Below are 24293 nucleotides of genomic sequence, written 5' to 3'. Positions count from 1 at the left end.
GCGCCCGGTGCTTGTGGCCGCACGCCTTCAGTTATTAGCCCTGACTGACCAGGGCTTCGACAGGTTCAATAGTATCGTTACGGATCACCGCACCGAACTGCTGCATCATTTGCTGGATGAACGGATCGCCGTGGATCGATTCCTCGGCCTCGCGCTGACGGTCGGCACGACGGCGCGACGCCGCCTGGGCCGGGGTCTCCTGCTCGGGTTTGATCAGTTCCATGGTCAGGGTCAGGGTTCGCCCGTGATACTGGTTCAACGCATCGTTGAGGCGACGCTGTTGCGTGGCGTTGAACAGGGCGCTGTGGGCCGGGTCCAGGTGCAACAGCCAATGGTCGCCATCCACGGCGATCAAAGTGCAGTTGGCGGCGATACTGCCGGTCATGCCGGAGATCGACAGTTTCGGGAACAGTTCCAGCCATTGCAGGGCCAACCCCGTAGCCGGCGCGGCGGCAGGCTCAGGCTCGGGCTCCGGTGTCGGCTCGGCGGCATGTTCGCTGGCCAACTCATCCAGGTAGCTGTAAGCCGAGTCCATGTCCGGCTCGATGTAGTCCTCGTCCAGCGGCGGCTCGTCGTCCAGGTCCATGCCCGGTGTGGCGGCATCGACTTCGGCCACGGTCGGCTCAGGGATCGGCGCCGCGGCCCACTCTGGAGCGTCCGGTACCGCGCTGTCCGGCGTCGGCAACGGCATCGGCGGTAATTCGGGTTGTTCAGCGGCGGTTTCCAGCACGGGCTCGACCGCCGGCTGCTGGACCGGGGCCGGCTCGACCGGGTCGTTCCACGGCAGGTCGACGACTTCTTCGACCACCACTGGCTCGACCACCGCCTGCGCGATCACCTGCGGCACAACCGGTTCAGACACGGGCGCAGGCTCCGGTGTGACGACTGGCGCAGGTACGACGGGTGCAACTGCCGCAGCGACTACCGGCGCAACTACGGGCGCGGCAGCCACGGATTTGGCGGAATCAACTGTGGCCTGGCTGATCCCCACTGGCTTTAGCGGTTGCCTCGGGGCGTCCGCGGTGTCGGCGGGCCGGAACGCAAGCATGCGCAACAGCACCATTTCGAAGCCGCCTCGCGGGTCCGGCGCCAGCGGCAAGTCGCGACGACCGATCAGCCCCATCTGGTAGTAAAACTGCACGTCTTCGGCTGGCAGGGCCTGGGCCAGTGCCAATACCCGATCACGGTCGCCATGACCGTTGTCGACACCCTCGGGCAAGGCCTGGGCGATGGCGACACGGTGCAGCACGTTGAGAATTTCCGAGAGCACGCCGTTCCAGTCCGGACCCTGTTCGGCCAGATGACGGACCGCTTCGAGCAACGCCTTGGCATCGCCTTCGATCAACGCATGCAGAACGTCATAGACCTGACCGTGATCGAGGGTCCCGAGCATCGCCCGCACATCGGCGGCCATGACCTTGCCTTCACCAAAGGCAATCGCCTGGTCGGTGAGACTCATGGCATCGCGCATCGAACCGTCGGCGGCGCGGCCCAGCAACCACAGGGCATCGTCTTCAAACGGCACGTTCTCGACACCCAGCACGTGGGTCAAATGCTCGACCACCCGCTCCGGCGTCATGTTCTTCAGGGAGAACTGCAGGCACCGCGAGAGAATCGTTGCAGGAAGTTTCTGCGGGTCGGTGGTGGCCAGGATGAACTTGACGTAGGGTGGCGGCTCTTCAAGGGTTTTGAGCAGCGCATTGAAGGAATGGCTGGAGAGCATGTGCACTTCGTCGATCAGGTAGACCTTGAAGCGCCCACGGCTCGGCGCGTATTGCACGTTGTCGAGCAGCTCGCGGGTATCCTCGACCTTGGTGCGGCTGGCGGCGTCGATCTCAATCAGGTCGACGAAACGGCCCTCATCGATCTCGCGGCATACCGAACACTCGCCACAGGGCGTGGAAGTGATACCTGTTTCACAGTTCAGACATTTGGCGATGATCCGCGCGATGGTGGTCTTGCCGACCCCGCGCGTCCCGGTAAACAGGTAGGCGTGGTGCAGCCGCTGGCTATCCAAGGCATTGATCAGAGCCTTGAGCACATGGGTCTGGCCGACCATTTCGCGGAACGAGCGCGGACGCCATTTACGTGCAAGAACCTGATAACTCATCGAAAACCATCGCAACGAAAGAAGCAGAAGCGGCTAATGCTAGCGGAGCAAGGCCAAAATTGCATCCGGTGCGCTCGTCTAATCTGGGTAAGCTACGTTTTGCAGGCTTTTTGTTTGGAAGAAAGCGGAGCGTTTATGCGGCTGGCCTTGGTTGCACTGCTGTCGTTCAGCCTGAATGGCGTCGCCGCGCAAGCGCCGTTGCGCTTTGTGGTGCCTGACAGTTGGGCGATGCCGATGGTGCAGCTTGAACATGGCCGGCCGACCCAGGGCATTTTGTATGACGTGATGCTCAGCCTCGCGACCCAGGTTGGCGTCCCGGCGCAGTTCCACGTTTTGCCCCGAGGGCGCGTGCAAAGTGCCATGGAGCATGGCGAGGTCGATGTCCGCTGTTATGCCGCGCAATCCTGGTTGCCGAACCCGTCCGGCGACTATCTCTGGAGTATTCCGCTCTTCACTCAACCTGATTTACTGATCAGCCGCCCTGCCCCGCAGACTTCGGTGAAACCGCAGAACTTGCCGCGACAGTCCATCGGCACTGTGCTCGGCTACAGCTACCCGACCCTGCAACCATTGTTCGATGCCAATCAGCTGCAACGCGACGACGCCCGCAACCAGGAGCAGGTGCTGGAAAAACTTCACGCCGGGCGCAATCGCTATGCCGTCAGCAATCAATGGACGCTGGACTGGTTCAATCAGCGGCTGTTGCCGGGCCGACAACTGCAAAGTGTGGCGGTGCTGCAGAAGCAAAGCGTCGGTTGCTATGTACGCAATGATCCGAAGGTGCCGGTACAACGGATTCTGCGTACGTTGGTGCGCATGAAAATGTCCGGGGAGATTGATGACATCATTCGACTTTATATTGGTGGCAAGCCGTAATTCTGTGGGAGCGGGCTTGCTCGCGAAAGCGGTGTGTCAGGCACAATAATATCGACTGATACTCCCTCTTCGCGAGCAAGCCCGCTCCCACATTTGGTCTTCGTTACCCTTTCAAGCAGTTTGATCCAATGACCGCCACTGGGGCGGCGCAACAAACCCTGCCACCCAACCCGGCACTTCCACGGGCGGCATCGGCCGCGCAATGAAGTATCCCTGAGCCACTTCGCAACCCAGCTGCAGCAGCAACTCCCCATGCTCGACGCTTTCCAGCCCTTCGGCAATCACCTGCCGCCCGAATGCCCGCGCCAGGCCAATGATCGCGGTAGTCAGCGCAAGGTCGTCACGGTCATGCAGGATGTCGCGCACAAAAGATTTATCGATCTTGATGGTTTGGGTGCGCAGACGCTTGAGATAGCTCAGGGACGAATAGCCCGTGCCGAAATCCCCCAATGAGAACTGCACCCCCAGCGCCTGACAGGCCTGCAAGCAGTCGCTCACATGCTGGATGTTCTCGATGGCGACCGACTCGACAATTTCCAGGTCCAGCCGTTGCGGCGCAACCCCGACATGCCTTGCCAGCACACCCTTGAGCCGTTCGACAAAATCCGCCCGCTGAAAATGCCGCGCCGCGATGTTGACGCTCACCGGCCAGTCATGCCCGGCGTGCCGCCATTGCTCCATCTGCGCCAGCACCTGATCCATCACCCACTCACCGATATCAACGATCAGGTCGGTCTCTTCGACCACCGGTAAAAACTCACGGGCAGGTACGATGCCATTTTGCGGATGCTGCCAGCGCAGCAACGCCTCGAAACCGACGACTTCACCACGACGCATGTCGACCTTGGGCTGGAAATGCAGCCGCAACTCGTCGCAAGCCAGCGCCTGACGCACCTGCTCGACCGTCTGGTGGGTGGCCTTGACCTCTCGATCCCGGGACACATCAAATAAATGAAAGCGCTTGCGACCACTCTGCTTGGCCACGTACATCGCCTGATCGGCGTGGCGCAACAGCGTTTCGGCATCTTCATTATCATGGGGGAACAACGTGACGCCGATGCTGGCAAACACATTGATGTCCTTGCCACTGAGCGAATAAGGCGCGCAGATCGCTTCCAGCACCCGGTTCAGCGCCGCGTGCAATTCCGGCAAGTCGCGCACGTAACGCAGCACCAGTACGAACTCGTCACCGGCCAGTCGCGCCACCACATCTTCGCCACGCAGGATGCCACGCAATCGTTTGGAAACTTCCACCAATAACAGATCGCCGCTGGCATGCCCGTAGCCGTCGTTGACGGCCTTGAAACCATCGAGATCGAGCATGCACACCGCCAGCGGGATGTTTTCCTGCCGCGAGATTTCCAGCGCCTGGTCCAACAAATCCGAGAGAAACGCGCGATTGGGCAACCCGGTCAGCACGTCATGTCCGACCCGCCATTGCAGGGAATGCAGCAGTTGACGCTTTTCGCTGATATCGAAACGAATCGATAAATAACGCTCGATGCGTCCTGTGGTTTTATCGAGCACCGGCACCATGGTGCTTTCGACCCAATACAGGCTGCCATCCTTCGCGCGGTTGCAGATTTCGCCCTTCCAGACATTGCCCAAGGCAATAGTGCGCCACATTCCGGCGAAGAACTCGGCCGAGTGCATGCCGGAATTGAGCAGGCGATGGTTTTGCCCGAGCAGCTCCTCACGGCTGTAGCCGGAGATCGCGCAGAATTGATCGTTGACGTGGGTAATCCGACCGGTCGGATCGGTCTCGGAAAAAATCGCGGCGGCATCCACGGCCCTGCGGTACTTCTCATCCATGAGTCAGACTCGCTTTTGCTGGCGGTGGGACCCGTTTAAGGCAGCAGCACCAATACTGGTAATATTTTGCAAGGCTTCAGTGACAAGCTCGGGCTCTCACAACCCTGCGAGGGGGCGCGATAATGGCTCACTCGCATTGTTCGAACTTGCTGGAACAAGTCACTAAACCACCCTTTTGGGCGGCGATTCTACGAAACACATCACATTTTGCAAAGCAAGGTGATGGATCATGCAGTTGTCTAATGCAAAAATCTATCGTTAAGTTCTTGATTCTGAATGGGAATTGAGCGATGCAAATTTCAAGTTTGGGTCCGGCCATTCGGCGCTACCGCAAGGTCGCGGGGCTTACTCAGGCTGAACTTGGCGAAAGAACCGGTTTTGACCCCAAAACCATCAGCCGCTTCGAAACCGGCACCTACACCCCCAGCGTGGATGTACTGTTCTTGCTTGCCAATGTGCTGGGCGTGAAGCTGAAAGCCTTTTTCGTCGATCCGGGCGATGAAGATGAACAGCGGGCGTATCTGTTCGGTGTCATACATAAAGCCACCCCGAAGGATCTGGGAAAGCTGATCGCAGCGGTTGACCAGGCCTTGTCCAAGCCTTGATGCCAGAAAAGAAAAAGGAGGCCGACTTGTCGCACTGACAGATCGGACTCCTTTTTATGTCGCTACACAAACTGGAAGCGACAAAAACCGCAATGGACAAACTCCATGGCAGCGCAATTAAAATTCGGATAACGCGAGAGAGGACTCGCTTGGCGTTAAGGTGGCGACCCCACCAGCCACACCCCGGCACACAATGTCACCGCTGCGGCTGCTCCCTTCCAGGCCTGACCGGGTTCACGGCTGATCGTTGCGGGGGGACCGATGGGGTCACCATAACGACGCTCACCTGTCGGCGAGCCGCGCCATTGTACCTATCTGAGACGAAGTTACAACCGTTCGGGCGGATTAAAAAATATAGCTGCTTCAAGGACATGCAGAACGCCTGAAAGATCACGGCCTGCGGCCCGCCTTCACAGGTCCTGTACGACCTCATCCGCCCTGCCGCCCTCGCGCTGGATGACCAGATGAATGAAGTGCAGCTTGGCGATCACCGCCGGTGGCAGCACAAAGGGATAAAAATCCGGCTGCCCCATGCTGCGCGACAGTTCATTGAGCATGCCGGCCAGCTCGATCCAGGCATTGACGAAGGAGAGAAACGCCGCGCCGCCGGGATGCTGCGAATCGTAGAGGGTATCCAGCGGAAATGGCTGGTAGTCGAAGTCCATTTCCCGGGCACTCATGCCAAACCCCAATGCCGTATCTACCGCGTCCATCATGTGCAGGTAGTGCGCCCAGGTTTCCGCCCAGTCTTCCCAAGGGTGCATGGTGGCGTAGGCGCTGACGCAGTGCTGCTGCCAGTCAAGCGGAGCGCCTTGCTGATAATGCCGCTCCAGGGCGTCGGCATAGCTGGCGCGCTCATCGCCGAACAGCCCGCGAAACGGTTCCAGCCAATCGGTATTGGCAATCAACCGGTCCCAGTAGTAGTGCCCGACTTCGTGCCGAAAATGCCCGAGCAACGTGCGATAGGGTTCGTGCATCTGCACCCGTACCTGTTCGCGATGGGCGTCATCGGCTTCTTTGATATCAAGGGTGATCAGGCCATTGGCATGGCCTGTGGTGGGCGGCTTGCCTTCGAGGTCCACACCCATGAAGTCGAAGGCCAGCCCCGTCTCTTCGTCTACCGTCTTGGGGATTACCTGCAGACCCAGGCTGATCAACTGCGCGATCAGGCGTCGCTTGGCGGTTTCCACCTTGCGCCAGCGTTCGTGGTTCTCGGTGATCGATAGATCGGGAATGGTGCGATTCAGGCTACAGGCGATGCACAAGGCGTCCTGATCATTGGCGCGCAGCAGCCAATTGCAGGCGGCAGGGGAATCGAGGTTGGCGCAGCGGCGAAACAGGCCGGCGTCGGGATCGACATCAAGTGTCCAGGTATCCGATTGCACACCCGGCTGCAGAGAGGACAAGCGACTCTGCTGCGGCTGATAGCCCAAGACTGCCGAACAGGCCAGGCACTGACTGTTGCGAAAGAACAGCGACTGCCCGCAACGACAGGGCCAAACCTTGCTGTTGCGCGAGCTTTCACCCATGAAAGGCGCGGCGATGCGCGAGCTGAGCTGTTCGAAGAACCGGTACATGGCGATCTCTCCCTGGGGCTTGCCAAGACTAGATCATTCCCGAGAGGTGATCGTTCCCGTTTTTTGCGGGGCTGTTGAAATCACCTTCGCGAGCAGGCTCGCTCCCACAAAGTAACTGTGGGAACGGGCTTGCAAATGACGTCAGATCGAAATGCCGTGATCCTTCAGGAACCCGACAAACGCCTCTTCATCCAGCACCTTGAGCCCCAGCTCATTGGCCTTGGTCAACTTCGACCCCGCCCCCGGCCCTGCCACCACGCAATGGGTCTTGGCCGATACCGAGCCGGCGACCTTGGCGCCGAGGCTTTCGAGCTTGTCCTTGGCCACATCGCGGCTCATCAACTCCAGGGAACCGGTCAGCACCCAGGTCTGACCGGCCAGCGGCAAACCTTCCACGACTTTCTTTTCGCTGTGCCAGTGCATACCGAAATCGGCCAATTGCTTTTCGGCCGCGACCGCAAGCAGGCGATTGTCCTCGACGGCAAAAAACTCGCGAACCGAATTGGCCTGCTTCTCCGGCAGCGCCTGGCGCATGTCCAGCCAGTCAGCGTCGATCACTCCTTGCAACGAACCGAATCTGTCGGCCAGCTTCTGCGCCCCGCCCGGCCCGACCGAAGGAATGTGCAGCTTGTCGAGGAAACCACCGAGGGTAGTGCTGGCGGCAAATTCGGCGCCCAGTTCGCCCTGATCCTGAATCTGCAAGCCGTGCTTGAGCAGATCGGCGATGACTTGCTGGTTATGCGCATCCTCAAAGAAACTGTGAATCTCATGGGCCACTTCCAGGCCGACATCCGGCAAGTACGTCAGCACTTGCGGCAGCGCCTGCTGCACTCGCTCCAGCGAGCCCAGGGAGCGCGCCAGTACCTTGGCCGTCTCTTCGCCGACATCGGGAATCCCGAGGGCGTAGATGAAGCGCGCCAGGCCCGGTTTCTTGCTGTCCTCGATGGCAGCGAGCAGCTTCCGGCTCGACAGTTCGGCAAAGCCCTCCAGATCGACAATATCCTCGAACTTCAAGGCATAGAGATCAGCAGGCGAACTCACCAGTCCCTCATCCACCAGTTGCTCGACGCTCTTGTCACCCAGGCCTTCGATGTCCATCGCCCGACGGGAAACGAAGTGAATGATCGCCTGCTTGAGTTGTGCCCCGCAGGCCAATCGCCCGACACAGCGATACACCGCGCCTTCGCTGACCGTCTCGCGCCCCTTGCTGCGCTTGACCAGTTGCGTGCGTTCGACATGGGAACCGCAGACCGGGCATTGCTCCGGTATCTGCACCGGCCGCGCGTTTTCCGGACGCCGCTCGGTGACCACTTGCACCACTTGCGGAATCACGTCACCGGCGCGGCGAATGATCACCGTGTCGCCGATCATCAGCCCCAGACGCGCCACCTCATCCATATTGTGCAGCGTCGCGTTGGCCACGGTGACACCCGCGACCTTGACCGGTTTCAGGCGTGCCACTGGCGTAACCGCACCGGTGCGGCCGACCTGGAATTCCACGTCGAGCAATTCGGTGAGCTCTTCCATGGCCGGGAATTTATGGGCGATGGCCCAGCGCGGTTCGCGGGCGCGGAAACCCAGCTCACGCTGAGAGGCGATGCTGTTGACCTTGAACACCACGCCGTCGATTTCATAGGGCAACGCGTCGCGACGTTCGCCGATGTCGCGGTAGTAATCCAGGCATGCATCAATGCCGTTCGCCAGTTTCAACTCATGGCTGATTGGCAGGCCCCAGGCTTTGAGCTGCTGCAGATTGCCGATGTGCGTGTCGGCGATGTCCGCAGACACCTGGCCGATCCCGTAGCAGCAGAATTCCAGTGGCCGATTGGCGGTGATCTTCGAATCCAGTTGGCGCAGACTGCCCGCCGCCGCATTGCGCGGGTTGGCAAACGTCTTGCCGCCGACTTCCAGCTGTGTGGCATTGAGCCGCTCGAATCCAGCCTTGGACATGAACACTTCGCCGCGCACCTCCAGGGTCGCCGGCCAGCCCGTACCGTGCAGCTTGAGCGGGATGTTACGCACGGTACGTACGTTGACACTGATGTCTTCACCAGTGGTGCCGTCGCCTCGCGTAGCACCACGCACCAGCACACCCTCCTGATACAACAGGCTGACCGCCAGGCCATCGAGTTTGGGTTCGCAACTGTATTCAACCGCCGCACCGCCACCGAACAGGTCGCCGGCCGGCAGGTCCAGCCCCTCCGTTACCCGGCGATCGAATTCGCGCATGTCGGTTTCTTCGAAAGCGTTGCCGAGGCTGAGCATCGGCACTTCGTGGCGCACTTGGGTGAATGCCGACAACGCCGCACTGCCCACCCGCTGGGTTGGCGAGTCGCTGGTGATCAATTCCGGATTGGCGGCTTCAAGCGCCTTGAGCTCATTGAACAACCGATCGTACTCGACGTCCGGGATGCTCGGCTCGTCCAGCACGTGATAGCGATAGTTGTGCAGATCCAGCTCGGCACGAAGCTCTAGAATGCGGTTTTTGGCGGCGGTCATGGGTGTTCTCTCATAAAGCAAAAGAGCAGCCGAGGCTGCTCAATCTATTTTGCCGATCGTCCCGCGCCGGGCGCAGGGACAATCTTTTGAATCAACGCTTCTGGGTCAGTGCGCGACGCTCGAACTCAACGATGCGCTGACGGTAGTGCTCGATTGTCTGCGCGGTCAGTACGCTGCGCTGATCGTCTTTCAGTTCGCCGTTGAGTTCTTGCGACAGCTTGCGCGCCGCCGCCACCATCACATCGAAGGCCTGCTTCGGATGGCGCGGGCCTGGCAGCCCCAGGAAAAAGCTCACCGCCGGTGTGCTGAAGTGGTCGATGTCATCCAGATCGAAAACCCCTGGTTTGACCGCGTTGGCCATGGAGAACAGCACTTCGCCATTACCCGCCATGCTTTCGTGACGATGGAAGATGTCCATTTCGCCAAAGCGCAAACCGCTTTCCAGAATATTCTGCAACAGCGCCGGGCCTTTGAAACCTGCCGCATCGCGGCAAATCACGCTGATGACCAACACTTCTTCAGCTTGTGGCTGTTCTTTGTCGCTGACCGAAGGCGAAGCCTTGGTGTCTTCGACGAAATCATCGTCGCGGCTGCTGAAGCTTGGGCCGCCATCCAGATCGAGACTCAGATTCATATCGCCCTGGGACGGCTCGCCACCACGCTTGCCACGCTTGGAACCCGATTCACGAGGCTCGCGTGCCGGCATGCTCACCGACGGCAGATCCTGCTCGTCCAGCTGCGGTTCCTTGTGGTTGTCCAGCACGCGGGACGGGCCCAACAGCTCGGCGCTGGTGTCCTCGTCCGGCAGGTTGGACAGATTTCGGTCAAGACGGAATTTCAGTTTTCCCTTGCCGCCGCGCATGCGGCGCCAGCCATCAAAAAGAATACCGGCAATGACAATAATGCCGATGACGATCAGCCACTCGCGCAGACCGATTTCCATGTAATCCCGTGCCTCTATAAAAAATGCTGAAAAATAAGGGGTTTACAACCTGTAAACCGCTTTAAAACGTGGCGCCAACTCTATGTTCTGACAGGCGTTTTGCCCACGTATACGAAAAATTGACATTAAACTAGCACGACCAAAGGCAACTTTACACCGTCTGTCACTATGGCTTCAGCGAATATGTCGATTGGCCAGCAAGTCAGGACAAGTAAAAAAGTCCTATAAGCCCGTAGTATCCATCCTACAGATACAAATCAGGCATCCACCATCGCCATCGCCTCCTCGACATCCACTGCCACCAGTCGCGAACAACCAGGCTCGTGCATCGTCACCCCCATCAATTGTTCGGCCATTTCCATGGCGATCTTGTTGTGGGTGATATAGATGAACTGCACCGTCTGCGACATCTCCTTGACCAGCCGTGCGTAGCGTCCCACGTTAGCGTCATCCAATGGCGCGTCAACCTCGTCGAGCATGCAGAACGGCGCCGGGTTCAACTTGAAGATCGCAAAAACCAGGGCCAATGCCGTCAGGGCCTTTTCGCCCCCGGAGAGCAAATGGATGGTGCTGTTCTTCTTTCCGGGCGGCTGCGCCATGATCGTCACCCCTGTATCGAGTAGATCTTCGCCCGTCAGTTCCAAATACGCGCGACCTCCACCGAAAACTTTTGGGAAAAGCGCCTGTAAACCGCCATTGATCTGATCAAAGGTATCCTTGAAGCGGTTGCGGGTTTCCTTGTCGATCTTGCGAATCACGTTTTCCAGTGTCTCAAGCGCTTCCACCAGATCGTCGTTTTGCGCATCCAGATAACGTTTACGCTCGGATTGTTGCTGGTATTCGTCAATGGCCGCGAGGTTGATCGCACCGAGGCGCGCAATCCGTGCCGCTATGCGTTCAAGTTCTTCTTCAGCGGCCTTTTCGCTGGCCTCGGCGGTCAGCGTGGCGAGCACGCCATGCAGATCGTAACCGTCTTCTAGCAACTGGTCCTGCAAGGCTTTGCGTCGCACGGTCAGGGCTTGCCATTCCATGCGCTGATGTTCGAGCTGACTGCGGATCAACTGCGATTGCTGCTCGGCCTGGCTGCGGCGCTTCTCGGCGTCGCGCAGTTCGCGGTCGGCGTCTTCGAGAGCGATCTGCGCGGTCTTGAGTTCTTCGTCGACGGTCATGCGCTTGTCGAGCAACTCTTCAAGTTTCAGGCGCAATTCTTCCAGTGGTGCCTCGCCCTCCTCCAGATTGAGGCTCAACTGCTCACGCTTTTCGGTCAGGCGTTCGGACTGCATCTCCAGTCGCTCCAGCGCCTGACGCGTCGAATCGTGCTGCGCCCGCAGGGAGCCGAGGCGCACCGCCAGTTGATGGGCGTGATCCTTGTGTTGCCGCGCTTCTTGACGCACCCGGTCCAGCCGCTCGCGCAAGCTGTCGCGCTGGGCCAACAGTAACTCGCGCTGCTCGGTGTCCAGCGCCATGCTGTCGAGGGCTTCCTGCAATTGCAGGCGCGCTTCGCCGATGTGCTCGTGCTCCAGCGCCCGCTGTTCATTCAACTCGGCGAGTTCTTCATCGAGTCGGGTGCGGCGCAAGGTCAACTGTTCGGCCTTGGCTTTGCCAGCCGATAATTGGGCTTTCAATTCACCTTGCTGACGGGCTTCGTCTTGCAGCAATCGACGCAAGTGTTCGCGACCGTTTTCCTGCTGGCGCTGTTGCGCGCGCAGGTTTTGAAGCTGGGTTTCCAGGGCTTCGACGGCAGCTTCACGCTCTTCACGCTCAAGGCTCAACTGCTGGATTTCCTGCCCCCGGGCCAGAACGCCGCTTTCCGCTTCGCTGGCACGCCGCACCCGCAGGAAATGCCGGCCGACCCAATAACCGTCGCGGCTGATCAGGCTCTGCCCTGGGGCCAACTGACCACGCAAGGCCAGGGCTTGCTCAAGACTCTCGACCGGTCTGACCTGACCCAGCCACGGCGATAGATCAATCTGCGCTTCGACCTTGTCGAGCAAGCTGCCCGGCACACGCACGCCATCGCTGGCTGGACTGAGCAAACGCAGATCACCCTGGGTAAATCCGGACAGATCGAAAGCGTTGAAATCGTCCACCAGCACCGCTTGCAGATCGGCACCCAGCACGGTTTCCACCGCCAGCTCCCAACCGGCTTCAACGTTCAGACCTTCGGCCAGCCGAGGGCGGTCCGCCAGATGTTGATCGCGCAGCCACTCGGCAGTACCGGTGCCTGGATCGAGGGCCGCTTGCTGCAAGGCTTCCAGCGACGCCAGACGCCCGTTGAGCCGTTGCAAATCACCCTGGGCCTGTTGCTGCGCCGACAGGGTTTGCTGCAATTGCTGGCGCAGTTGCTCGAGCTTTTCGACCTGAGCTTCTTCACTGGTCTGCAGATCTTCCAGGGTCGCCTCGGATTCAGCGAGTTGCTCGCTGAGTTCCATGATCGCCGCGTCCTCCGGGTCCGCCGCAAGCAAGGCACGCTCTTCACCCAGACGCTTCTGGCGATCGGCCAGACGCTCAAGGCTGGTTTCCAGCTGCTGGATTCGCGATTGCTGAACTTCGGCCTGACGCCGCGGCTCGGCGGCGGTCAGGTTGAACGTATCCCACTGCTCCTGCCAGCCATGCATGGTGGTTTCGGATTCTTCAAGTGCGGCGGCGGCTTCTTCGGCAGCGGCGCTGGTGACGTCCAGCTCGGGGGTGAGCATGTCCAGCTCTTCACCGAGGGTCAGCAGCAAGGTACGGTCATGGCCCAGGTGCGACTCGGTTTCCAGGCGCGCGCGCTCGGCTTCTTTCAAATCGTCCTGCAGCTGGCGCAAACGCTGCTGACCGTGCTGAATGCTCTGCTCAACCCGGGCGATATCGCCACCGACCGAATAGAAGCGTCCCTGCACCAGATTGAAGCGTTCTGACAGGTCATGGTGCCCGTCCCGCAAGCGTTCGATACTGGCATCGGCATTGCGCTGCTCGGCCACCAAGGCTTCGAAACTGATTTCCTGGGTGCCGAAGATCCCCTCACGCTGGCCGACCTGATCGTTCAGATCCTGCCAGCGCAGGGCTGACAGTTGCGCTTTGAGTTGACGCTCCTCGCCCTTGTATTCCTGGTACTTCCTGGCGGCCTCGGCCTGGCGGTGCAAGCGTTCAAGCTGACGCTCCAGTTCTTCACGCAGGTCAGTCAGTCGCTCCAGGTTTTCATGGGTTCGACGAATGCGGTTTTCGGTTTCGCGCCGACGCTCCTTGTACTTGGAGATGCCCGCCGCTTCCTCGATAAAGTTGCGCAGGTCTTCGGGCTTGGACTCGATCAGCTTGGAGATCATCCCCTGCTCGATGATCGAATAACTGCGCGGCCCCAGGCCGGTGCCGAGGAAGATGTCGGTGATGTCACGGCGCCGGCATTTGGTGCCGTTGAGGTAATAGGTGGTCTGGCTGTCGCGGGTCACTTTGCGGCGAATGGAAATTTCCGCATAGGCCGCATATTCACCGAGCAGTGTGCCGTCGGAGTTATCGAACACCAGTTCGATACTCGCCTGACTCACCGGCTTGCGACTGGTGGAGCCATTGAAGATGACGTCGGTCATCGACTCGCCACGCAAGTTCTTGGCCGAGCTCTCGCCCATTACCCAGCGCACGGCATCGATGATGTTCGACTTGCCGCAACCATTGGGCCCGACCACCGCCGCCATGTTACTGGGGAAGTTCACCGTGGTCGGGTCGACAAAGGATTTGAACCCCGCCAGCTTGATGCACTTTAGACGCACGCTCAGGCATCCGTCAGGGCTGAGATCACCAGATCGCAACTGCGCTGGCCATAAGCCGTCAGCACTTGGCGAATCTGTGGAAAGTCACGGGCGATCACCGCGGCGAGCAGGCGTTCGAACAGCTCCAGGTACTCGCTCATCGAGGCCTTGCGCTGATCCAGCGCCAGGAAATAGGCACGGCTCATGGCCGGCTGCAGATTCTCGACGGTTTCCTGCAGATAAGGATTGTCGGCAAACGGATACGTAGCGCGCATCACGTTGAAACTGTCGTCGACGAAGGTATGGATGTCCTGACGTTCGTAACTGGCGGTCAGGCGCTGCTGAATCTGCACGAATGGCGCCAGGTCGGCCTGGACTTTCCAGCCAGTGGCCACGGCGTTGGCCAGCAGGATGTACATCTCGCTCATCAGCGCGCACAGGCTTCGCACCTTGTGCGCGGTGAGTTCGGTCACGTGGGCACCCCGTCGCGGCAGGATCGCGATCAGGTGGCGACGCTCGAGAATCAGCAAGGCCTCGCGGACAGAACCACGGCTGACGTCGAGCGCCTGCGTGACCTTCTGTTCCTGGATACGCTCCCCGGGCTTCATTTCACCGCGAATGATGCGTTCGGCGAGGTGGTGAGCGATTTGCTCGGCGAGGCTGTCCGGCGCCTTGAACGTCATGGTTGTCCTTCAAACTCTTCGATTTGCACAAGCGGCGCAGTGTAGCGCAATTGATACGTCATGGCGCAGGGCCCGGGCGGCGGTTTTTGGCACGATTCAAGCAAAAAGCAGCCTATCCCGCGAGGGTCAATACTGTAGGAACGAGTCGTTGATCGACGAAATGCATTTTCCTGACCTTTAAGTCAGAAAATCATTGACCGGAAAGTCAGACCTGCTAAATTCGGTTCAAGTCGGTTAACAACAATAATGAGTCTGCGAGGCCTTCCGTGATCCAGTTTTTACTAAACCAGGAACTCCGTAGCGAGCACGCCCTGGACCCGAACCTGACCGTGCTCAATTATCTGCGCGACCATGTGGGCAAACCCGGCACCAAAGAAGGCTGCGCCAGCGGTGACTGTGGCGCGTGCACCGTGGTGGTCGGCGAGTTGCAGACGGATGAATCGGGCCGCGAACTCATTCGCTATCGCAGCCTCAATTCGTGCCTGACGTTCGTTTCTTCCCTGCACGGCAAACAACTGATCAGTGTCGAAGACCTCAAACACCAAGGCGAGCTGCACAGTGTGCAGAAAGCCATGGTCGAGTGCCACGGCTCGCAATGCGGCTTCTGCACCCCCGGTTTCGTGATGTCACTGTTCGCCCTGCAAAAGAACAGCGATGAACCGGACTCGCACAAGGCCCACGAAGCCCTTGCAGGCAACCTGTGCCGCTGCACCGGTTATCGGCCGATTCTGGAAGCGGCCCAGCAAGCCTGCTGCGGCAAAAAACCGGACCAGTTCGACGCCCGTGAAGCCGAGACCATTGCCCGCCTGAAAGCCATCGCCCCCACCGATATCGGCGAACTCAACAGTGGCGACAAACGCTGCCTGGTGCCGCTGACCGTGGCCGATCTGGCCGACCTCTACGACGCTTATCCACAGGCACGCCTGCTGGCCGGCGGCACGGACCTGGCACTGGAAGTGACGCAGTTCCACCGCACCCTGCCGGTGATGATCTACGTCGGTAACGTCGCCGAGATGAAGCGCATCGAACGTTTCGACGACCGCCTGGAAATCGGCGCCGCCACCGCCCTCTCCGACTGCTACGACGCCCTTAAGGCCGAGTACCCGGATTTCGGCGAATTGCTGCAGCGTTTCGCTTCCCTGCAGATCCGCAACCAGGGCACCCTGGGCGGCAACATCGGCAATGCTTCACCCATCGGTGATTCGCCTCCCCTGTTGATTGCCCTCGGCGCACAGATTGTGCTGTGCAAGGGCGAAACCCGCCGCACCATAGCCCTGGAAGATTACTTCATCGACTACCGCGTCACGGCGCGTCAGGAAAGCGAGTTCATCGAGAAGATCATCGTACCCCGCGCCAGCGCCGAGCAACTGTTCCGCGCCTACAAGGTGTCCAAACGTCTGGACGATGATATCTCGGCGGTTTGCGCGGCTTTCAATATCCGCCTCGAAAACGGCGTGATTGCCGAGGCCCGCGTGGCTTTCGGCGGCATGGCGGCGATTCCGAAACGCGCCAGCGCCTGCGAAAACGTCCTGCGCAATGCGCCGTTCAACAGCGCCACTGTCGAACGCGCCTGCGCCGCCCTGGCCGAAGATTTCACCCCGCTCTCGGACTTCCGCGCCAGCAAGGAATATCGCCTGCTCAGCGCACAGAACCTGCTGCGCAAATACTTCATCGAACTGCAAACACCGCACATCGAGACTCGGGTGACCGCTTATGTCTAACCATCACGCCGTAGAGAAGACCCAGGCCGAACTGGCTGAACTGTTCGCCAAGGACCTGACCACCGGTGTCGGCCGCAGCGTCAAGCACGACAGCGCCGCCAAGCATGTGTCCGGTGAAGCGCAGTACATCGACGACCGCCTGGAATTCCCCAATCAGCTGCACGTCTATGCGCGTCTGTCGGACCGTGCCCACGCGAAAATCATCAGCATCGACACCTCGCCCTGCTATGCCTTCGAAGGTGTGCGCATCGCCATCACCCACGAAGACGTACCGGGCCTGAAAGACATCGGTCCGCTGATGCCCGGTGACCCATTGCTGGCCATCGACACGGTGCAGTTCGTCGGCCAGGTGGTGCTGGCCGTGGCCGCCCGTGACCTGGAGACCGCACGCAAAGCCGCCATGGCCGCAGTGATCGAATACGAAGATCTGGAACCGGTGCTGGACGTGGTCGAGGCCTTTCGCAAAAAGCATTTCGTGCTGGACAGCCATACCCATGAACGCGGTGATTCGGCAGGCGCGCTGGCGACGGCGAAAAATCGCATACAGGGCACATTGCACATCGGTGGCCAGGAGCACTTTTACCTGGAAACCCAGATCTCTTCGGTAATGCCTACCGAAGACGGTGGCATGATCGTTTACTGCTCCACGCAAAACCCCACCGAAGTGCAGAAGCTGGTGGCTGAAGTCCTGGACGTGTCGATGAACAAGATCGTCGTCGACATGCGTCGCATGGGCGGTGGTTTCGGCGGCAAGGAAACCCAGGCGGCGAGCCCGGCCTGCCTGTGTGCAGTGATCGCGCACCTGACCGGCCAACCGACCAAGATGCGTCTGCCACGGGTCGAAGACATGCTGATGACCGGCAAACGCCATCCCTTCTATGTCGAATATGACGTGGGTTTTGACGACAGCGGGCGCCTGCACGGCATCCAGCTGGAACTGGCGGGCAACTGCGGCTGCTCGCCGGACCTGTCGAACTCGATCGTCGACCGGGCGATGTTCCACTCGGATAACTCGTATTACCTGGGCGATGCGACCATCAACGGTCATCGCTGCAAGACCAACACCGCCTCGAACACCGCTTACCGTGGTTTCGGCGGCCCGCAAGGCATGGTTGCCATCGAAGAAGTGATGGACGCCATCGCCCGCCATCTGGCCCTCGATCCGCTGGCGGTGCGCAAGGTCAACTATTACGGCAAGACCGAGCGCAACGTCACCCATTACTACCAGACCGTCGAGCACAACATGCTCGAGGAAATGACCGCCGAACTGGAAGAAAGCAGCCAGTACGCCGAACGCCGCGAAGCAATCCGTCGCTACAACGCCAACAGCCCGATCCTGAAAAAAGGCCTGGCGCTGACCCCGGTGAAATTCGGCATTTCCTTCACCGCCAGCTTCCTCAACCAGGCAGGCGCCTTGGTGCATGTCTACACCGACGGCAGCATCCACCTCAACCATGGCGGCACGGAAATGGGCCAGGGCCTGAACACCAAGGTTGCGCAGGTCGTGGCCGAAGTGTTCCAGGTGGAAATGGACCGCGTGCAGATCACCGCGACCAACACCGACAAAGTACCGAACACCTCGCCGACCGCAGCGTCCAGCGGTGCGGATTTGAACGGTAAAGCTGCACAGAACGCTGCCGAGACCATTAAGAAACGCCTGGTGGAGTTTGCTGCGCGGCAGTACAAAGTCAGCGAAGAAGACGTGGAATTCCACAACGGCCATGTGCGGGTTCGCGATCACATCCTGACCTTCGAAGCGTTGATCCAGCAGGCGTATTTCGCTCAGGTGTCGCTGTCGAGTACCGGGTTCTACAAGACCCCGAAAATCTACTACGACCGCAGCCAGGCCCGTGGTCGTCCGTTCTATTACTTCGCGTTCGGCGCAGCGTGCTGTGAAGTGCTGGTCGACACCCTGACTGGCGAATACAAGATGCTGCGTACCGACATCCTCCACGACGTCGGCGCCTCGCTGAACCCGGCCATCGACATCGGCCAGGTCGAGGGCGGTTTCATCCAGGGCATGGGTTGGCTGACCATGGAAGAACTGGTGTGGAACAACAAGGGCAAGCTGATGACCAACGGCCCGGCCAGCTACAAGATCCCGGCCGTGGCGGACATGCCGCTGGACCTGCGGGTGAAGCTGGTGGAAAACCGCAAGAACCCGGAAGACACGGTGTTCCACTCCAAGGCCGTAGGCGAGCCGCCGTTCATGCTCGGCATCGCCGCGTGGTGCGCGATCAAGGACGCGGTTGCAAGCCTTGGCGACTACCGGCATCAACCGAAAATCGACGCACCGGCGACGCCGGAGCGGGTGTTGTGGGGCTGTGAGCAGATGCGCAAGTTGAAGGCGGTGAAGGCTGTCGAAGCCGAGACTGAGTTGGCTTCGCTCTGAGACCGAGATGCGGCCTTCGCGAGCAAGCCCGCTCCCACATTCGGAATGCAATCCCCCTGTGGGAGCGGGCTTGCTCGCGAAGAGTCCGGAACAGACAACAGAGATGTTGAGGTGTTTATGTACAACTGGATCGACGCCCTCGCCGACCTGCAAAACCAGGGTGAGCCCTGCGTCTTGGTGACCATCATCGAAGAGCTCGGCTCGACGCCGCGCAATGCCGGCTCGAAGATGGTCATCAGCGCCAGCCAGTCGTTCGACACCATCGGTGGCGGGCACCTGGAATACAAAGCCATGCAGATCGCCCGCGAGATGCTTGCCAGCGGCAAACAGGATACTCACCTGGAGCGCTTCAGCCTCGGTGCCAGCCTGGGCCAGTGCTGCGGTGGCGTGACGGTGTTGCTGTTCGAACCCATGGGCCAGGTCCAGGCGCAGATCGCCGTGTTCGGTGCCGGCCATGTCGGCCGGGCGCTGGTGCCATTGCTCGCCAGCCTGCCCTGCCGCGTGCGCTGGATCGACTCGCGGGACGCCGAGTTCCCCGAGCAGATCCCCCACGGTGTGCGCAAGATCGTCAGCGAAGAACCCGTCGATGAAATCGACGACCTGCCCGCCGGCAGCTACTGCATCGTCATGACCCACAACCATCAGCTCGACCTCGAATTGACAGCTGCGATCCTCAAGCGCAACAACTTCGCCTACTTCGGCCTGATCGGTTCGAAGACCAAACGGGTGAAGTTCGAACACCGCCTGCGCGACCGTGGTTTTGACAGCACGGTGCTGCAACGCATGCGCTGCCCGATGGGCATCGGCGAAGTCAAAGGCAAGTTGCCCGTGGAAATCGCCATCTCCATCGCCGGCGAGATCATCGCCACCTATAACGCGAATTTCGGCCAGCACAGCGCCAGCGCCGGATCGTCGATTGCCAAACTGCTGCCCGCTTCTCGCCGCAGCCAAGCCTCCAATTGATAAGCCTGAAAACCGGGAATCCCATGCCTCTGACTCGCAAAGCCTACCGCGCCGCCATCCTGCACAGCATTGCCGATCCCGCTGAAGTGGGTATCGAAGCCTCCTACGAGTATTTCGAAGACGGTTTGCTGGTGGTCGACAACGGCAAAATCAGCGCCCTTGGTCACGCCAGCGAGCTGCTGCCGACCCTGCCCGCCGAGATCGACATTACCCATTATCAGGACGCGCTGATCACCCCCGGCTTCATCGACACCCACATCCATCTGCCGCAAACCGGCATGGTCGGTGCCTACGGCGAGCAACTGCTGGACTGGCTCAACACTTATACGTTCCCGTGCGAAAGCCAGTTCGCCGACAAGGCCCATGCCGATGAAGTCGCGGACATTTTCATCAAGGAATTGCTGCGCAACGGCACCACCACCGCACTGGTGTTTGGCAGCGTCCATCCGCAGTCGGTGAACGCGTTCTTCGAAGCCGCCGAGCAGTTGGACCTGCGAATGATCGCCGGCAAGGTGATGATGGATCGCAACGCCCCGGACTACCTGACCGACACCGCCGAATCCAGCTACGTCGAAAGCAAGGCGCTGATCGAGCGCTGGCACGGCAAGGGTCGCCTGCACTACGCGGTCACCCCACGCTTCGCACCGACCAGCACCCCGGAACAGCTGACCCTGGCGGGGCAGTTGCTCAGTGAGTACCCGGATCTGTACATGCAGACCCACATCAGCGAAAACCTCAAGGAAGTCGAGTGGGTCAAGGCGCTGTTCCCGGAGCGCAAAGGCTACCTGGACGTCTACGATCACTACCAGTTGCTCGGCGAGCGCTCGGTGTTCGCCCACGGCGTGCATCTGTGCGACGACGAGTGCGCGCGATTGGCCGAAACCGGCTCTGCCATTGCCTTCTGCCCGACGTCAAACTTCTTCCTGGGCAGCGGTCTGTTCAACCTGCCGATGGCCGAGAAGCACAAACTCAATGTCGGCCTGGGCACCGACGTCGGTGGCGGCACCAGTTTCTCTCTGCTGCAAACCCTGAACGAAGCGTACAAGGTCATGCAACTGCAAGGTGCACGCCTGAGCCCGTTCAAGTCGCTGTACCTGGCGACCCTCGGCGGTGCGCGTGCGCTGCGCCTGGAAGACAAGATCGGCAACCTGCAACCGGGCACCGACGCCGACTTCCTGGTGCTGGATTACAACGCTACGCCATTGCTCGGGTATCGCTTGAAGCAGGCCAATAACATTGCCGAGACATTGTTTGTATTGATGACCCTGGGGGATGACCGGACGGTGCTGCAGACCTATGCGGCGGGGAATCTGGTGCATCAGCGATAAGGTTTTTCAGGCAAAAAAATCCCCCGTCGCTTTACAGCCCGGGGGATTTTTGTTGCCTGTCGTGCCGCCATCGCCAGCCTGCTGGCGATAGGCGCACCAAGGCCCATCAGATTTTCGCCGGCGACCGCCCTGGCTTTTTGCTCTGCAACAAATGCGAAAACACCGCATGCAAATCATCCGACGCACTTTCTTCGTCGAGGTTGAGTTTGCTGTCGATGTGATCCATGTGGTGCATCATCAAGTCCACCGCCAGCTCGCCGTTGCGCGCTTCGATCGCATCGATCAACTGGGTGTGCTCGTCGTAGGAGCAGTGGGAGCGGTTACCGGTTTCGTACTGGGCAATGATCAGCGACGTCTGGGACACCAGACTTCGCTGGAAACTGATCAACGGCGCGTTTTTCGCCGCCTCGGCCAGTTTCAGGTGGAACTCGCCCGACAGGCGGATACCGGCACCCCGATCGCCGCGGGAGAAACTGTCGCGCTCGTCGTTGACCATCTGGCGCAACTCGGCAATTTGCTCGGCGGTGGCGTGTTGCACCGCCAGCTCAGTGATCGCACGCTCTACCAGACGTCGGGCCATGAACACCTGACGTGCCTCTTCGACGCTCGGGCTGGCTACCACGGCGCCGCGATTCGGACGCAACAGCACCACGCCTTCATGGGCCAGGCGCGACAGTGCGCGGCGAATGATGGTGCGGCTGACCCCGAAAATTTCCCCCAGCGCTTCTTCGCTCAACTTGGTGCCGGGCGCCAGACGCTGTTCGAGGATAGCCTCGAAGATATGCGCGTAGACAATATCGTCCTGGGTACCGCTGCGGCCGGCTTTGCCTGCTCGCGGTTGTTTCTTGAGGGGTTGCAACTGTTCGTTCATGGGCACTCGAGTCGGGAGAACTGCGGCGAATTGACCGTGACTGTAATACGGCACAGTGGGTCGCTGGCAAGTATCGCGTAAAAAACACTGCAATTGTACACAATGGATGGTGGCAACACGACTGTACGGCTGTTTGTCGCTTCTGCTGTATAGCAACGGCTGCTTACATTTGAGTTTAGGCTAAACCCGAAATCCACCGTTCAACGCAATATCCCTGTGGGAGCGAGCCTGCTCGCGAAGGCCGCGTGTCAGTCAACGCAGTAGTCGGCTGATCCACCCCTTTCGCGAGCAGGCTCGCTCCCACAGGGCTCAGCGTCGATTCGTACATCTTTTTCAGAACCAGGAACGCGCTGTCATGAACGACGCCACGCACACCCAACTCCGCCCATTGGCCGATACCTCCCCTTCGGCCATCGTCGCCGGCTTCATCGCCATGATGACCGGCTACACCAGTTCCCTGGTTCTGATGTTTCAGGCCGGGCAAGCGGCGGGCCTGACCAGTGGGCAGATTTCCTCGTGGATCTGGGCGATTTCCATCGGCATGGCGGTGTGCTCGATCGGCCTGTCGTTGCGCTATCGCACGCCGATCACCATCGCCTGGTCGACCCCGGGCGCGGCATTGCTGATTACCAGCCTGGGCGGTGTGAGCTATGGCGAAGCCATCGGGGCCTATATCACCTGCGCCGTGCTGGTGACGATCTGCGGTTTGACCGGCAGCTTCGAGCGGCTGATGAAAAAAATTCCCGCGTCACTGGCGGCGGCGCTACTGGCGGGGATCCTGTTCAAGATCGGCAGCGAAATTTTCGTCGCCGCCCAGCATCGGACCGCGTTGGTGCTCGGCATGTTTTTCACCTACCTGGTGGTCAAGCGCCTGTCACCGCGCTACGCGGTATTGGCCGCGTTGCTGATCGGCACCGCGTTGTCGGGGTTCATGGGACTGCTGGACTTCAGCGGTTTTCGGCTGGAAATGGCCACGCCCGTCTGGACCACTCCGAGCTTCTCCTTCGCCGCAACGATCAGCATCGGTATCCCATTGTTCGTGGTGGCAATGACCTCGCAAAACATGCCGGGCATCGCCGTGTTGCGTGCCGACGGCTACAGCGTGCCGGCTTCACCGCTGATCACCACCACAGGTATCGCTTCGTTGCTGCTGGCGCCCTTCGGCTCCCACGGGATCAACCTCGCGGCCATCAGCGCGGCGATCTGCACCGGACCGCATGCCCATGAAGATCGCAACAAACGCTATACCGCAGCGGTCTGGTGCGGAGTTTTCTATGGGATCGCAGGGGTGTTCGGCGCGACACTGGCGGCCTTGTTTGCCGCACTGCCCAAGGAACTGGTGCTGTCGATTGCCGCTCTGGCGCTGTTCGGCTCGATCATCAATGGCTTGAGCATCGCCATGAGCGATGTAAAGGAACGTGAGGCGGCGCTGATCACCTTCATGGTCACGGCATCGGGGCTGACGCTGTTTTCCATCGGGTCGGCATTCTGGGGGATTGTGGCGGGGGTGGTGACGTTGGTGATCCTGAATTGGCGCAAGGCCTGAGGACCTCAAAAGCTTCGCGGGCAAGCCATGCACCAGAAAAAACAGGCATAAAAAAACGGCGACCCTCGGGTCGCCGTTTTTTCAAAACATCAAGCGACCGGATTGATCGGCTTTTCCGGGTACCAGACGTCCAGCAGCGGGCTGACTTCAACGCTGGTCAGCTCGGTGCGGCCCTTGAGCCAGGCTTCAACGGCAGCGCGCTGTTCAGCGCTGACCGAGCCACGCTTCTGCAGGCAAACCAGACCGTAGTCGTCGCCGCCAACATAACCCAGGCCGTTGGCTTCCATGGCTTCTTTGAGGAACGCATCGAGGAAAGCATCAATGGCTTCATCAGCCAAATCTTCTTTGAAATCCAGGTTCAGTTCGAAACCCAGCTCTTGAAATTCATCGACGCACAGTTTTTTGCGCAGACGCTGGGAACGGTTAGTCGCCATTGGAACAATCCTCATAAGTAATAACGGCCGGCACTTTAGCAGTTTAAGCCGCCGATTGCCCGCCTCTGAACGGCGCGCACCCTACCGCCGGTAAAAAAATAGCCGATAACAAGACCAAGGCACGGCACAAGCCACGACACCTTGGGGCATAATGCCGAAACTTTCATGACCGCTGAGGGCTTTTCATTTTCATGCCCTCGTCTTTTCT

Annotated in this window: 16 protein-coding genes and 1 other RNA gene; 7 read left to right on the top strand and 10 right to left on the bottom strand. The window is 59.9% G+C overall.

Annotated elements, in window-relative coordinates; all coding sequences use genetic code 11:
- Nucleotides 1-34: 34 nt before the first annotated feature.
- A complete protein-coding gene (gene dnaX, locus AC07ZE_RS09630) occupies nt 35-2110 on the bottom strand; it encodes a DNA polymerase III subunit gamma/tau (RefSeq protein WP_207263734.1) in 2076 nt (691 codons plus the stop codon).
- Between the two features lie 135 nt (nt 2111-2245).
- Between dnaX and AC07ZE_RS09625 the strand changes: the two genes are divergently transcribed.
- Complete coding sequence (locus tag AC07ZE_RS09625; RefSeq protein ID WP_207263732.1) at nt 2246-2986, top strand: substrate-binding periplasmic protein; 741 nt, start codon at nt 2246-2248, stop codon at nt 2984-2986.
- Between the two features lie 111 nt (nt 2987-3097).
- Here the strand turns inward: AC07ZE_RS09625 and AC07ZE_RS09620 are convergent, their stop codons facing one another.
- Entirely contained in the window at nt 3098-4798 is a 1701-nt protein-coding gene (locus tag AC07ZE_RS09620) for a putative bifunctional diguanylate cyclase/phosphodiesterase (protein WP_207263724.1), read from the bottom strand.
- 290 nt (nt 4799-5088) lie between these two features.
- Between AC07ZE_RS09620 and AC07ZE_RS09615 the strand changes: the two genes are divergently transcribed.
- Entirely contained in the window at nt 5089-5403 is a 315-nt protein-coding gene (locus AC07ZE_RS09615; RefSeq protein ID WP_095197311.1) for a helix-turn-helix domain-containing protein, read from the top strand.
- A 167-nt stretch (nt 5404-5570) separates the two neighbouring features.
- Here the strand turns inward: AC07ZE_RS09615 and ffs are convergent.
- The 6 genes from ffs to AC07ZE_RS09585 form a co-directional block, all read right to left on the bottom strand.
- An RNA gene (gene ffs / locus AC07ZE_RS09610) (signal recognition particle sRNA small type) lies at nt 5571-5667 on the bottom strand.
- Between the two features lie 146 nt (nt 5668-5813).
- Nucleotides 5814-6980 carry a zinc-binding metallopeptidase family protein gene (locus AC07ZE_RS09605; protein ID WP_207263722.1) on the bottom strand — a complete coding sequence of 389 codons (1167 nt, stop codon included), beginning with the start codon at nt 6978-6980 and terminating at the stop codon, nt 5814-5816.
- Between the two features lie 141 nt (nt 6981-7121).
- Nucleotides 7122-9479 carry an NAD-dependent DNA ligase LigA gene (gene ligA, locus AC07ZE_RS09600; RefSeq protein WP_207263719.1) on the bottom strand — a complete coding sequence of 786 codons (2358 nt, stop codon included), beginning with the start codon at nt 9477-9479 and terminating at the stop codon, nt 7122-7124.
- A gap of 91 nt (nt 9480-9570) precedes the next feature.
- The gene (gene zipA / locus AC07ZE_RS09595) at nt 9571-10422 is read right to left on the bottom strand and encodes a cell division protein ZipA (RefSeq protein WP_207263717.1); all 852 of its coding nucleotides are present in this window, start codon (nt 10420-10422) and stop codon (nt 9571-9573) included.
- Nucleotides 10423-10679: 257 nt separating this feature from the next.
- On the bottom strand, nt 10680-14168 hold the full coding sequence (gene smc / locus AC07ZE_RS09590) for a chromosome segregation protein SMC (RefSeq protein WP_207263715.1): 3489 nt from the start codon (nt 14166-14168) through the stop codon (nt 10680-10682).
- Nucleotides 14169-14170: 2 nt separating this feature from the next.
- Nucleotides 14171-14830, bottom strand: a complete 660-nt coding sequence (locus AC07ZE_RS09585; protein ID WP_207263704.1) for a GntR family transcriptional regulator — start codon at nt 14828-14830, stop codon at nt 14171-14173.
- A 266-nt stretch (nt 14831-15096) separates the two neighbouring features.
- Here AC07ZE_RS09585 and xdhA point away from each other — a divergent pair, with 266 nt between their 5' ends.
- From xdhA to guaD, 4 genes are all read left to right on the top strand, one after another.
- Entirely contained in the window at nt 15097-16551 is a 1455-nt protein-coding gene (xdhA, locus tag AC07ZE_RS09580) for a xanthine dehydrogenase small subunit (RefSeq protein WP_207263696.1), read from the top strand.
- A complete protein-coding gene (gene xdhB / locus AC07ZE_RS09575; RefSeq protein WP_207263694.1) occupies nt 16544-18943 on the top strand; it encodes a xanthine dehydrogenase molybdopterin binding subunit in 2400 nt (799 codons plus the stop codon). The genes xdhA and xdhB overlap by 8 nt, the downstream gene beginning before the upstream one ends.
- Before the next feature lie 117 nt (nt 18944-19060).
- Nucleotides 19061-19906: a xanthine dehydrogenase accessory protein XdhC gene (gene xdhC, locus AC07ZE_RS09570; RefSeq protein ID WP_207263692.1), complete on the top strand. Its 846-nt coding sequence runs from the start codon at nt 19061-19063 to the stop codon at nt 19904-19906.
- Between the two features lie 23 nt (nt 19907-19929).
- A complete protein-coding gene (guaD, locus tag AC07ZE_RS09565) occupies nt 19930-21234 on the top strand; it encodes a guanine deaminase (protein ID WP_207263690.1) in 1305 nt (434 codons plus the stop codon).
- 106 nt (nt 21235-21340) lie between these two features.
- Here the strand turns inward: guaD and AC07ZE_RS09560 are convergent, their stop codons facing one another.
- Nucleotides 21341-22105 carry a GntR family transcriptional regulator gene (locus AC07ZE_RS09560; RefSeq protein ID WP_207263688.1) on the bottom strand — a complete coding sequence of 255 codons (765 nt, stop codon included), beginning with the start codon at nt 22103-22105 and terminating at the stop codon, nt 21341-21343.
- 355 nt (nt 22106-22460) lie between these two features.
- Here AC07ZE_RS09560 and AC07ZE_RS09555 point away from each other — a divergent pair, with 355 nt between their 5' ends.
- On the top strand, nt 22461-23651 hold the full coding sequence (locus AC07ZE_RS09555) for a benzoate/H(+) symporter BenE family transporter (protein ID WP_207263686.1): 1191 nt from the start codon (nt 22461-22463) through the stop codon (nt 23649-23651).
- An 89-nt stretch (nt 23652-23740) separates the two neighbouring features.
- Here AC07ZE_RS09555 and AC07ZE_RS09550 read toward each other — a convergent pair whose 3' ends face one another.
- Complete coding sequence (locus AC07ZE_RS09550) at nt 23741-24085, bottom strand: YggL family protein (protein ID WP_007971486.1); 345 nt, start codon at nt 24083-24085, stop codon at nt 23741-23743.
- Between the last annotated feature and the right edge of the window lie 208 nt (nt 24086-24293).

Source organism: Pseudomonas sp. GW101-3H06 (genome assembly GCF_059424605.1).
The sequence above is the reverse complement of the archived record's forward strand: the minus strand, read 5'-3'. Positions and strand labels throughout refer to the sequence as shown.